We start from the raw sequence: 10,873 nt of genomic DNA, 5'->3' as shown, positions 1-10,873 counted from the left end.
GTCATGGGGTATTTCATCTGCAATGACGGCATCTTTCCGGTCCCGGAGTGAACCCCCGTGTCCCGACATCGCGTTGAACGGCACCTGTCCGATACGGGCTTGGGGCCAAGGGAGGTATGAATGGCTGACGCGTTCTATGGTGAGATCCGGGCCTTCCCCTACACGTTCGCCCCCCAGGGATGGCTGTTGTGCAATGGGGCGATCCTTCCCATCGGGCTGAACCAGGCGCTGTACGCCGTCATCGGGCCCATGTATGGCGGCGATGGCAAGACCACCTTCGCCCTGCCCAACCTGTATGGCCGGGCGATCATGGGCTACTCGAACACGGCCACCCCCGCCGCCGGCGGTCCCTATGCCGTGGCCGCGACCCTGGGCCAGGCCGTGGTGAGCCTGGCCACGGCCCAGATCCCGCCCCATACCCACGGCATGGAATCGCAGCTCTCCTCGGTGCGCGTGACGACACCCGGTTCGACCGCCGTGCCCTCCAACCCGCAATACCAACCGCCGGGGGCCACCCGCTCCTACGCCCTGGGCATGTATGCCGCCGCGACCCTGAACCCCACCCTGGGCGCCATGTCGCCCCTCGCCCTGTCGGTGGCCGGCGGCAGCGGGCCGCATGAGAACCGGTCACCGCTGCTGGTCATGGGGTACTTCATCTGCAATGACGGCGTCTTTCCGATGCGGAACTGACGCATGCCGTCGCCAGCCGGGATGAAGGGGAATGAGGGGGCACGGGCACGCCCGCCCGTGCCCGTCCTGCGCCTGCCCGGATTGCGGGTCCGTCCCGAGCGGGACGCCGACCTGGCCTTCCTGCGCCGGCTCTACCGCTCCACCCGGTCGACCGAACTGACGGCCGCCGGCTGGGACGAGGCCATGTGCCGCTGGTTCTGCGACCAGCAGTTCGACGCCCGGCGCCAGGACTGGAACCGCCGCTACCCGGACGCGGCCCGGCTGCTGCTGCTGCGGGGCACCGATCCCGTCGGCCGGCTCCATCTGGACCTGGACGGTCCCGACTGGCGGATCATCGACATCGCCTTCCTGCCCGCGGCGTGCGGCCACGGCACCGGCAGCGCCCTGCTGGGCGATCTCATCGCGCAGGCGGGTATGGCCAGCAAGGGCCTGGCCCTTTCCGTCGATCCCCTGAACGGGCGGGCCCTGGCCCTTTACACGCGCCTGGGCTTCGTGGAAACCGGCCGGGACGCCTCGCGCCTGCATCTGCGCCATCCCTGCATCTCCAGCCCTGAAAAGCCTGAATGACCGCCATGGATATCGCCGCCCGCCACCAGGCCGCCGAACAGGCCTGCCGCGAGGATGACCAGCACCGGGTGGCCGAGCTGTACGGGGCCCTGGATGCCGAAGGCCAATGCAGCGACGAGGGGCTGTTCCTCTACGCCATCGCGCTGCGGCACACCGGCCGGCCGGCCGAGGCCGTCGCCGTGCTGGAACGCCTGGTCGAACGCCAGCCCGGCCATACCAATGCCATGGCCGAACTGGCGGGCCTGCTGGCCGATGCCGGCGACCGGGCCCGCGCGGCGGGGCTGCTGCGCACGGTCATCGAACGCGTGCCCGCCCATTCCGCCGGAACCCGGCTGCTGGCCCTGCTGATGGAGGAGGCACGTGGGCTGATCGCCCGGTTCGCCTATGCGGAGGCCTATCCCTATGTCTGGGAGGCGGCCCATATCAACGCCTCCTATCCGCAGGTCCTGGGCGCCCTGGGCCTGATCCAGTCGAACCTGCGCGATTATGCCAACGGCATCACCAACCTGCGCCAGTCGCTGGCCCTTTATCCCGACGATCCCGTCGCCATGGCCAATCTGGCGGCAACGCTGGAAATGGTCGGCGAGTATGCGGAGGCCGAGGCGCTGGCCCGGCGGGTGGTGACGGAACTGGCGCCCGGCATGGGTACCGCCTGGTGCAGCCTGGGCGCGGCCCTGCGCTCGCAGGGGCGGTTCGCCGAAGCGATCGAGGCCCTGGAGAAGGGCCTGGCCCTGGATCCCGACATGGTGCCGGGCCTGGCCAACCTGGCCACCATCCATTCCCTTGAAGGCCGGTTCGACCAGAGCCTCCCGCTCTATGAGAAAAGCATGGAACTGGAGGCGGGGCGGCCCGCCACCAGTGCCTTCCTGATGGCCTGCGACCTGCTGCGGGCCGGCGACTGGGACCGGGGCTGGGCGGTCTATGAACAGCGCAACCAGCATTTCCACTATACCCTGCAATGGCACAAGATCGACAAGCTGCCCCCCTGGACCGGCGATGATCCGGCCGGCCGCCGCATCCTGGTGGAAAGCGAGCAGGGGATGGGCGACAGCCTGCATTTCTTCCGCTATGTCCGCCTGCTGGCCGACAGGGGCGCCCAGGTGGGGCTGTTCACCAACGCCCCCCTGGTCCGGCTGTTCGCCATCAGCGATCCGCGTATCCGACTGGTGACGATGGACGCGGACCCGGCGGAATGGGAATGCGGCATCTCCATGATGTCGCTGCCGCACCGGTTCGGCGTGCGGCCCGACAATATCCTCTGCGACCCGCCCTATCTGGCCGCCGATCCCGCCGACAGCCGGGCCTGGGCGCGGCGCCTGGCGGGCCTGCCGGGGCTGAAGGTGGGACTGGTCTGGGCCGGCGACCCGCGCCCGCATGATCCCATCTCCGCCGTCATCGACCGCCGGCGCAGCATGGCGCTGAAAAGCCTGTCCCCGCTGGCGGACATCCCCGGCATCAGCTTCGTCAGCCTGCAGAAGGGCGCCGGTGCGGCCCAGCTGGCCGACCCGCCCTTCCCCATCCATGACTGGACGGAGGAACTGTCGGATTTCGCCGATACGGCCGCCCTGGCCAGCCAGCTCGACCTGGTGGTCAGCGTCGACACCTCCACGGCGCATCTGGCGGGCGGCCTCGACATTCCCGTGCTGCTGCTGTCGCGCTATGACGGCTGCTGGCGCTGGATGCAGGCGGGGGACCGCACCCCCTGGTATCCGTCCATGCGCCTGTTCCGGCAACAGCGCTGGAACGACTGGACCAATGTCGTCACGGAACTGGAAGCGGCCCTGCGGGAACGGGTTGCGGGCAAGGCCGGCACCGGCGGGAAGGGCTGACGCCATGCGCTCCCTGCTTGCCCATGCGACACCGGCCGATATCCGCACCGATCCCTTTCCCCATATCGTCATTCCCGACGTGCTGGAGGCGGATCTCTACGCGGAACTGGCGGCCGGCTTCCCCACGACCGACCGCATCGTCCCCGGCGCCTCCGACAGCCGGGGCACCGGCAACCGGCGCTATGTCCTGTCGACCAGCATGGTGATGATGCTGAACGACATGCCCGACTGCTGGAAGCGGTTCGCGACCCTGCATAGCGGCCCGGATTTCCTGGCGCAGGTGGCGGCCCTGTTCGACGGCCATTGGCAGCCCGCCATGCTGGCGGCCCTGGACGGGCACCTGACGGGGCATCCGACCGCCCTGGTCGACCTGACGCAGCCGCCCGCGGCGACCGGCCTGGAAATCCGCCAGGATGCCAGGCTGGAAATCAACACGCCCGTGCGGGACAGGCCCTCCTCGGCGCGCGGGCCGCACCTGGACACCGCCAACCGGCTTTTCTCCGGCCTGTTCTACCTGCGCGCACCCGACGATGACAGCCAGGGCGGGGAACTGTGCCTGTACCGCTGGCGCGACGGGATGGTGGCGGCCGCGCCCTTCGACTACCAGCTGCCCGAGGCGGCGGTGGAGGAGGTGGTGCGCATCCCCTATCGGGCCAACCAGCTGGTGCTGTTCCCGCAGAGCATCCACGCCCTGCACGGGGTCGGCGCGCGCTGGCCCACGCCCCATACCCGCCGCTATGTCTTCATCACCGCCGAGATGAACAGGGACTGGCTGGCCGGTCCGGGGGAGCCGACATGAGATTGCTGGTCCATGGCATGCAGTCCAGCGGGGCCACCGCCTTCACCCAGGTGCTGGCGCAGCGGCCGGGCTGCGTGGCCCTGGTCGACATCCCCAACAATTACGCCGCCCCGCGCGTGACGACGCCGCTGGATTTCGTGGCCAAGGCCGTCATCACGACGGCCTTTCCCCTGGCCGTGCATGTCGAGCGCTTCCGCCCCGACCGCACCGTGCTGCTGCTGCGCGACCCGCGCGACAATTACGCCAGCCTGCGCACCAAGCCCTACCGCCATTACAGCGGCCTGATGCACGAGAAGTTCCAGATCCTGGACGCACTGTTCCTGGCGCGCGACCGTTTCGACGCCGTCATCCATTACGAGGATCTGGTGGCGCGCGACCCCGCCATCCCGGCGGCCATGGCCGCCCTCGGCTGGCCCGTCACCGAGGAATATTTCCAGTTCCGCCGCTCCTATGACGAGTTGATCGGCAGCCTCTGGGCGGCGGAACCCGCTCTGCAGGAGGAGATGGAGGTGGTCTTCGGCAATGCCCGGACCCGGGGCCTGACCGACCGGTTCCGCCGGCAGGACCGGCCGGCCGAGATCGAGGAGACGCTGGAAACCCTGTGTCCCCACCTGCTGGCCCATTATCGCGCCAGGGCGTGACATCCCGGTCGCCGGTCAATCTTTTGCGCGCGTCATGTCGGCCAGCGGCACGTAATCGGCCGCCTCCTCGCCGCCCAGCAGGATGGTGTCGTCCAGCACCAGCCAGGCATGGGCCTCCAGCGCGCCGCCCTGCTTGCGCACGCCGAAGCGGATGCCCGATCCCCGGATGCCGCGCCGCGCCAGCAGCAGCCGGGCCGCGACGCGGCCGATGCGCAGCGCCACCGCGCGGGCCCGGTCCAGGTTGTTGGTGCCGTCCGGCGCGCGGGGATCGCGCGGGGCCGGACGCCAAGCCATGCGGTCCGCCCCGCACAAGGGGCTGGCCTTCCCCCGCCCGCGAAGGCCATGATCGCGGCCCTGCCTGCCTTGCCGGAAGCCATGTCCCCGCCCACGGTCCCCGCCACCGCCCGCCGCCTGCTGCACCTGCTGGCCCTGTCCTATGGATGGCGGCGGCTGGCGCTGATGCTGGGCCTGGGCCTGGCCGCCTCGCTGGCCGAGGGGGCGGGGCTGCTGCTGCTGGTGCCGGTGCTGGACCTGGCGGGGGTGGGTGGCGACGGCCCCCCCGCCGCCACCCCCCTGGTCCACGGGCTGGGGCTTTATCTGCTGCTGGTGGCCCTGGCGGCCCTGGTGGGGGCGCTGCGCGCCATCATCGCCAACGACCAGCGCAACCGTTTCGTCGACCGGCTGCGCACCGGGCTGCACGCGGCCCTGCTGCATGTCTCCTGGCCGGTCTTCCAGTCGCTGCGCGCCAGCGACGTGAAGCAGATCCTGACGATCGAGGTGAACCGTCTGGGCATGTGCCATGACGCGCTGATCAATCTCGCCGTCACGGCCCTGACCCTGCCGACCCTGCTGGCGGCGGCCCTGCTGCTGTCGCCGCCGCTGACCCTGGTCACCCTGGCGGCGGCATTGCTGGCCCTGCCGCTGCTGCGGGCGATCGGGCGCAGCGGCTTCGGGATCGGGATGCGCCTGGGCCGGGCGCAGCAGGCGATGATGGCCGACCTGACCGACGATCTGGCGGGCCTGCGGGTGATCAAGGGGCTGGGGGCCGAACAGGCCCGGCAGGATGTGCTGGCGCGGCGCTTCGCCGACCTGCGCCATCTCCAGGCCCGGCATGCCAGGATCACCGCCTATGAGCAATCGGCCCTGCTGCTGCTGGCGGCGCTGCTGTCCGCCCTGGCCGTGGTCACGGCCACCTTGTGGCTGGAACAGCCGCTGAGTGCCGCCCTGGTGGTGATCCTGGCCTTCGCCCGCCTGGCGCAGCGGGGGCTGGGCGGCATGCGGGTCTGGCGGCAACTGGAATCCGGCCTGCCCGCCGTGATCCTTTACGAGGAGATGCTGGCCCGGCTGCGGGACGGGACGGAGCGGGAGGCCGGGGGCGATGCCCAGCCCCCCCTCTCCCTGCCCCCCTTCTCCCACCGCCTCACCCTGCGCGATGTCGGCCTGCGCACCCATGACGGGCGCCAGGCGCTGGACGGGATCGATCTGGACCTGCCCTTCGGCACGCTGCTGGCCGTGACCGGTCCGTCGGGGGCCGGCAAATCCACGCTGGCCGATCTGGTGGCGGGGCTGGCCTGCCCGACCGCCGGGGTGCTGTGCGTGGACGGCACCGGGCTGACCCCCGACCGGCTGCCCGCCTGGCGCCGGCAGGTGGCCGTCGTGCCGCAGGACCCGTTTCTGTTCCATGACACGATCCGCGCCAACCTGCTGCTGGCCGTCCCGGACGCGGCGGAGGCCGATCTCTGGACGGCGCTGGAGGCGGCGGGGGCCGCCGATGTCGTCCGTAGCCTGCCCCACGGGCTGGATACGGTCGTCGGCGACCGGGGGGGATCGGTCTCCGGCGGGGAACGCCAGCGTCTGGCCATCGCCCGCGCCCTGCTGCGCCACCCCCGGCTGCTGATCCTGGACGAGGCCACCGCGGCCCTGGATGGCGGATCGGAAGCCCTGGTCCTGGCGACCCTGGACAGGCTGCGCGGCCGGACCACCATCCTGGCCGTCACCCACCGCGAGGCCACCCGCCGCGTCGCCGACCGGGTGCTGCGGCTGGAGGCGGGCCGCATCGCCGCCGATCCGCCGGCCCGCTGAAAGGCGCTGGCCTTTCCCCACCCGTCCGGGCCATGCTCGCGGGCCCTGCCGACACGGCCCCGCACGAGATCGATCATGACCCGTCCCCCCATCCTGGTCACCGGCGGCGCCGGCTTCGTCGGCAGCCATACCTGCAAGGCGCTGGCCCGGGCGGGCTTCCAGCCCATCGTCTATGACGACCTGTCCAACGGCGTCGCCGATGCCGTGCGCTGGGGACCGCTGGAGGTGGGGGCCCTGGCCGATACGGCAAGGCTGGCCGCCATCGTCGACCGCTACCGGCCGGCCGCCATCATCCATTTCGCGGCCTTCATCGAGGCGGGCGTTTCGGTGCGCCAGCCGGGGCGGTTCTACGAGAACAATGTCGCCGGCACGCTGTCCCTGCTGCGGGTCATGGAACAGGCCGGGATCGACCGGATCGTCTTCTCCTCCACCGCCGCCGTCTATGGCGATCCGCAGCATATACCGATCGGCGAGGATCATCCGCTGCGGCCCGTCAATCCCTATGGGCGGACCAAGCTGATGGTGGAGGATATCCTGGCCGACCTTGCCGCCGCCCACGGGCTGCGCGCCGTCATGCTGCGCTATTTCAACGCCTCGGGTGCCGATCCCGACGGGGAGCTGGGGGAGAACCACCAGCCCGAAACCCACCTGATCCCGCTGGTGCTGCGCGCGGCCCTGGGCCTGGGGCCCGAGATCGCGGTCTTCGGCTTCGATTACGACACGCCGGACGGGACCTGCATCCGCGATTACGTGCATGTCGCCGACCTGGCCGACGCCCATGTCCTGGCCCTGCGCCGCCTGCTGGAGGACGGGGCCGGCCTGACCGCCAATCTGGGCACGGGACGGGGTTTTTCCGTGCTGGAGGTGGTGGGGGCGGTGGAGGCCGTCACCGGCCGGCCCGTGCCGCTGCGCCGCGCCGGCCGGCGCCCCGGCGACCCCGCCATCCTGGTCGCCGACAACCGCCTGGCCCTGGCCGGGCTGGGCTGGCGCCCCCGCTTCACCGACATATCCGACCATATCCGCCACGCCGCCGCCTGGATGCGGGCCCGATCATGATATCAGACAGATATCCGATATCATGATCGGATATGGTTCGGCGGCGACTGCCGCCGCGCGGCACGTGCCGCGTAGCCAAACCCACGTATGTGGGTGCCGGCGATTGAGGCCCGGTGATCGGTTGTGATCACCGGGAACGGATATAAGCCGGCCCGGCCGGCGGTGATTGGGCTTCCCCCCGCCCCCTCCGCCGCGTCATGATCGGCCATCCCTTCCCGGCCCGGAGCCTTTTTCCGCGATGATCGACCAGAACGGCAAGCCTGTGACCAAGCCCGCCCTGAAAACCTATCTCGCCACCTATAATGCCGGGGTGCGCGGGTCGAAGGAATTCGGCGCCCTGCCGCGCGCCCTGATCACGATCTGCGACGCCCTGGCCCTGGGCAAGACCACCTACGTTAAATGCGTGGAGGGCCAGGTGCAGCTGTCGCGCCGCAAGGACGGCACGGTCGCCGGCAACGGGCTGTGACCGGCCCGCGCCTGGCCCTGTTCAATCCCGCCGGCCTGCCGGTTCCCGCCGGCTGGGACGGCACCGTCTGCACCCTGTCGCGCCAGCTGGCGGCCCTTGCCCCCGACCTGGTGGTCGCCGCCGACGCCGCCGATGGCAAGCGCACGGGCCATCCCTGGCTGGGCTGGTTGCGCGATGATCCCGACCGCCTGCGCCGCGACCGCCGCCGGCTGGACGCCGTGCTGTCCCATGACGGGTTCCTGGTGGAAGATGCCGCCCAGGCCCGGTTCCTGGCCGACACCCTGTCCGCCACGGGACGGGCGGCCCCCATCCTGGCGCCGGAGGATTTCACGCCCGACCGGCTGGCCGGCCTTTTGGCCGATATCCGTGCCACCGCCGGCTTCACGCCCGCCGCGGCCGGCCCCGGCGTCGATTACATCGTGCGGGTGGGTGGGCGGGATATCGGCTTCGTGCGCCGCTGCCTGGACAGTCTGGTGGCCCAGTCCGCCCCCGGCATCGGCGTCATCCTGGTCCGCCACGGCCCCGTCGCGGGGCTGGAGGCGGAGATGGAGCGGTTCCGTCCGCTTCTCCGCCGCCTGGACCTGATCGACGTCCCGGCCCCCACGACCCGCAGCGCCTGTCTCTGGGCCGGGCTGCGGGCGGTCGCGGCCGACCTGTTCGGCATGCTGGACGATGATGACGCGCTGCATCCCAACCATGTGGCCAGCCTCGCCCCCCTGGCCCTGGCCGGATCGGTTGCCATCGCGGGATCGGTGCAGGTCTGGGACGATGCGCAAGGCCCCGTGCTCCCCGCCGATCCTGGTGTCGAACACCGCGCCTTCCACGCTCTGCCGCCGCCCGACCGCGCGGCCTTCCTGGCCTGGAACCTGGCGGTACATTCCAGCGCCTTCCTGGCGCCGTCCTTCCTGCTGCCTGCTCTGGGGCCCGATCCCGGCCTGGATTTCGCCGAGGATACCTATCTGCTGCGCCGGCTGGCCCGGGCCGCCCCCTTCGCTTCCTCCTGGCGGGTCAGCACGGATTTCCACTGGCGCCAGGGCGGGGCCGACAATACGGCCTTCCGCAGCGACCACCGGGCCGAGGCCGCGATCCGCATCGCCGACCGCGAAAGGCTGGATCCCGTCATCAACGCCCTGCGCGCCACCGGCGCCGCGCAGCTTCCCCCCGTTCCCGCCTGGGGACAGCCGGCGGCCCGGCCCGACCTGCCATCCCTGGCGGGCCCCGCCGACTTCCATGCCCTGCCGGCGGACCGCCCGCTCTATGTCTATGGTACCGGCCGGGGCGGGCGCATCGTGCTGGGGGAAATCGCCAAGCATGGACATCTGTCGGTGACCGGCCTGCTGGACAGCCAGTCCACGGGGACGGCCTTCGGCCTGCCGCTGCACCGGCCGGGGGACCTGCCGGAAAGCCATCTGCACGACGGTATTTTCATTATTGCCAGTGAATATCTGGCAGCCATGGCGGCAACCTTGCAAGCACTCGGGGCGGTGCATCTCCACGACGCCACCCCGCATATCCGTCTCTATACTGCCTTATGATACCGTCCTGCCGCGCAGGGCGGTTGGCGCGTTGAGCGCCCGCGGGCCCATGCCCGCGCAAGCCAAGCCCGCGGATGCGGGCGCCCGGCGCCTGAGGGAACGCGCCCAAGCGCGAGTAGAGTCCCGACTATCCGCCGAGCTTGCTGATCGGCGCCGCTGACGGGTACAGCATCAGCCCGTCATCCTCCAGCGTCACATGCGCCTGCGGATAGGCGGCCAGCGCCAGCTTCAATTGCGGGATCATGAAGCGCTTGAAATCGCGGATGCGGGCATATTCGGCGCCGTGCTGGGCATGCAGCGCCTGCCAGGAAATGGTCGTGGGCTTGGTCAGGCTGCGCAGTCGGTAGGACAGCCAGACATAGAGGTCGAGCGCCAGGCTGCTGGCCCCGATGGCCCGGATAGCCTGTTCCAGCAGCGGGATCGGATATTTGCGCAGATTGTCGTAGAAATCCTCCGACAGCACGATGTGCTCTTCCCAGAGCGCGCCCTGGGTATCGTCGGTCATCCGCACGCCCAGCTGGCCGCCCTTGATGATGGTCTGGCGCATGAAGCCCGGCGCGCTGTCGGGCGTCTGCTGCCAGCTGAACATGACGGTGGAAGCGGCGATGCGGCGCAGCTGCTCGCTGACCGACTGCCTTGTCTTGCCGCCGGGGGCCACGCCGATCCGTTCCAGGAAGGCGTTCATCGTCCGGCCCACCTCGACCTCGCGGCTGCCGGTGCGGATGGCCTGGGTCTGCAGATACAGCATCACCAGCCGCGCATGCGCACCGAACGGCACGCCCACCTTCACCAGTTCGCTGCGTGTCTTGCCGGGCAGGTGGCCGGGGCTGATGGTCAGCGTCACCTGGCCCATTTCCCGCTGCCAGACGGCATCATCGCCAATGCGCTTGTGCGGCAATGCGGTGAAAGCCCATCCTGTATAGGCCCAGCCCAAATCCTCCCGTTCGCCGGCCATGACTTCGGCGGCGATGTCGACGAGATGTTTCTCGTCCGGATCGGCGTACAGCTTGGCGTTATCCTTGCCGTGCTGCCGGATGAGCTGATGTATTGTCCCCATGCCGACAAAGATTACCCCGGCCTTTCCTGAATGCAATCGGGACTCTACTCGCGCTAGCTATTAGAAAGGCTTTTAGATTCTAACTTATAGTTATGCGAGTAGAGTCCCGGGGATAAGTCCGAGTCGCGCGAGTAGAGTCCCGACGGGGCGC

Annotated in this window: 11 protein-coding genes; 9 read left to right on the top strand and 2 right to left on the bottom strand. The window is 70.2% G+C overall.

Annotation, left to right across the window (positions count from 1 at the left end; all coding sequences use genetic code 11):
- Positions 1–120: 120 nt before the first annotated feature.
- The 5 genes from ACM9HJ_RS27860 to ACM9HJ_RS27840 are packed head-to-tail and all read left to right on the top strand — an operon-like array spanning position 121 to position 4,526.
- Positions 121–690, top strand: a complete 570-nt coding sequence (locus ACM9HJ_RS27860; protein ID WP_416575066.1) for a phage tail protein — start codon at positions 121–123, stop codon at positions 688–690.
- A gap of 3 nt (positions 691–693) precedes the next feature.
- Positions 694–1,257: a GNAT family N-acetyltransferase gene (locus ACM9HJ_RS27855; RefSeq protein ID WP_416575065.1), complete on the top strand. Its 564-nt coding sequence runs from the start codon at positions 694–696 to the stop codon at positions 1,255–1,257.
- The gene (locus ACM9HJ_RS27850) at positions 1,254–3,086 is read left to right on the top strand and encodes a tetratricopeptide repeat protein (protein WP_416575064.1); all 1,833 of its coding nucleotides are present in this window, start codon (positions 1,254–1,256) and stop codon (positions 3,084–3,086) included. Before ACM9HJ_RS27855 ends, ACM9HJ_RS27850 begins: the two co-directional genes overlap by 4 nt.
- A 4-nt stretch (positions 3,087–3,090) precedes the next feature.
- Positions 3,091–3,885 (top strand): 2OG-Fe(II) oxygenase, encoded by a 795-nt coding sequence (locus ACM9HJ_RS27845; RefSeq protein ID WP_416575063.1) that lies wholly within the window; start codon positions 3,091–3,093, stop codon positions 3,883–3,885.
- Positions 3,882–4,526 (top strand): hypothetical protein, encoded by a 645-nt coding sequence (locus ACM9HJ_RS27840; protein ID WP_416575062.1) that lies wholly within the window; start codon positions 3,882–3,884, stop codon positions 4,524–4,526. The genes ACM9HJ_RS27845 and ACM9HJ_RS27840 overlap by 4 nt, the downstream gene beginning before the upstream one ends.
- A gap of 15 nt (positions 4,527–4,541) precedes the next feature.
- On the opposite strand, the gene ACM9HJ_RS27835 is transcribed toward ACM9HJ_RS27840, so the two are convergent.
- Positions 4,542–4,820 carry a lasso peptide biosynthesis B2 protein gene (locus ACM9HJ_RS27835; RefSeq protein WP_416575061.1) on the bottom strand — a complete coding sequence of 93 codons (279 nt, stop codon included), beginning with the start codon at positions 4,818–4,820 and terminating at the stop codon, positions 4,542–4,544.
- Between the two features lie 81 nt (positions 4,821–4,901).
- On the opposite strand from ACM9HJ_RS27835, the gene ACM9HJ_RS27830 reads away from it, so the two are divergent.
- The 4 genes from ACM9HJ_RS27830 to ACM9HJ_RS27815 all read left to right on the top strand — a co-directional run bounded on the left by ACM9HJ_RS27830 (position 4,902) and on the right by ACM9HJ_RS27815 (position 9,665).
- On the top strand, positions 4,902–6,608 hold the full coding sequence (locus ACM9HJ_RS27830; RefSeq protein ID WP_416575060.1) for an ABC transporter ATP-binding protein: 1,707 nt from the start codon (positions 4,902–4,904) through the stop codon (positions 6,606–6,608).
- Between the two features lie 75 nt (positions 6,609–6,683).
- Positions 6,684–7,664: a UDP-glucose 4-epimerase GalE gene (galE, locus tag ACM9HJ_RS27825; protein WP_416575059.1), complete on the top strand. Its 981-nt coding sequence runs from the start codon at positions 6,684–6,686 to the stop codon at positions 7,662–7,664.
- A gap of 238 nt (positions 7,665–7,902) precedes the next feature.
- Entirely contained in the window at positions 7,903–8,130 is a 228-nt protein-coding gene (locus ACM9HJ_RS27820; protein WP_416575058.1) for a hypothetical protein, read from the top strand.
- On the top strand, positions 8,127–9,665 hold the full coding sequence (locus ACM9HJ_RS27815) for a glycosyltransferase family 2 protein (RefSeq protein ID WP_416575057.1): 1,539 nt from the start codon (positions 8,127–8,129) through the stop codon (positions 9,663–9,665). The genes ACM9HJ_RS27820 and ACM9HJ_RS27815 overlap by 4 nt, the downstream gene beginning before the upstream one ends.
- 127 nt (positions 9,666–9,792) lie before the next feature.
- Here the strand turns inward: ACM9HJ_RS27815 and ACM9HJ_RS27810 are convergent, their stop codons facing one another.
- Positions 9,793–10,722 carry a replication protein RepA gene (locus ACM9HJ_RS27810; protein WP_416575056.1) on the bottom strand — a complete coding sequence of 310 codons (930 nt, stop codon included), beginning with the start codon at positions 10,720–10,722 and terminating at the stop codon, positions 9,793–9,795.
- Positions 10,723–10,873: the final 151 nt, after the last annotated feature.

This window comes from Niveispirillum sp. KHB5.9, assembly GCF_048066115.1.
Lineage (GTDB): Bacteria > Pseudomonadota > Alphaproteobacteria > Azospirillales > Azospirillaceae > Niveispirillum.
The sequence above is the reverse complement of the archived record's forward strand: the minus strand, read 5'-3'. Positions and strand labels throughout refer to the sequence as shown.

What these genes read in the sequence shown, in the direction of transcription:
- ACM9HJ_RS27860 (WP_416575066.1), top strand. Translation starts at nt 121, where the DNA reads ATGGCTGACGCGTTCTATGGTGAGATCCGGGCCTTCCCCTACACGTTC.
- ACM9HJ_RS27855 (WP_416575065.1), top strand. Translation starts at nt 694, where the DNA reads ATGCCGTCGCCAGCCGGGATGAAGGGGAATGAGGGGGCACGGGCACGC.
- ACM9HJ_RS27850 (WP_416575064.1), top strand. Translation starts at nt 1,254, where the DNA reads ATGACCGCCATGGATATCGCCGCCCGCCACCAGGCCGCCGAACAGGCC.
- ACM9HJ_RS27845 (WP_416575063.1), top strand. Translation starts at nt 3,091, where the DNA reads ATGCGCTCCCTGCTTGCCCATGCGACACCGGCCGATATCCGCACCGAT.
- ACM9HJ_RS27840 (WP_416575062.1), top strand. Translation starts at nt 3,882, where the DNA reads ATGAGATTGCTGGTCCATGGCATGCAGTCCAGCGGGGCCACCGCCTTC.
- ACM9HJ_RS27835 (WP_416575061.1), bottom strand. Translation starts at nt 4,820, where the DNA reads ATGGCTTGGCGTCCGGCCCCGCGCGATCCCCGCGCGCCGGACGGCACC.
- ACM9HJ_RS27830 (WP_416575060.1), top strand. Translation starts at nt 4,902, where the DNA reads ATGTCCCCGCCCACGGTCCCCGCCACCGCCCGCCGCCTGCTGCACCTG.
- galE (WP_416575059.1), top strand. Translation starts at nt 6,684, where the DNA reads ATGACCCGTCCCCCCATCCTGGTCACCGGCGGCGCCGGCTTCGTCGGC.
- ACM9HJ_RS27820 (WP_416575058.1), top strand. Translation starts at nt 7,903, where the DNA reads ATGATCGACCAGAACGGCAAGCCTGTGACCAAGCCCGCCCTGAAAACC.
- ACM9HJ_RS27810 (WP_416575056.1), bottom strand. Translation starts at nt 10,722, where the DNA reads ATGGGGACAATACATCAGCTCATCCGGCAGCACGGCAAGGATAACGCC.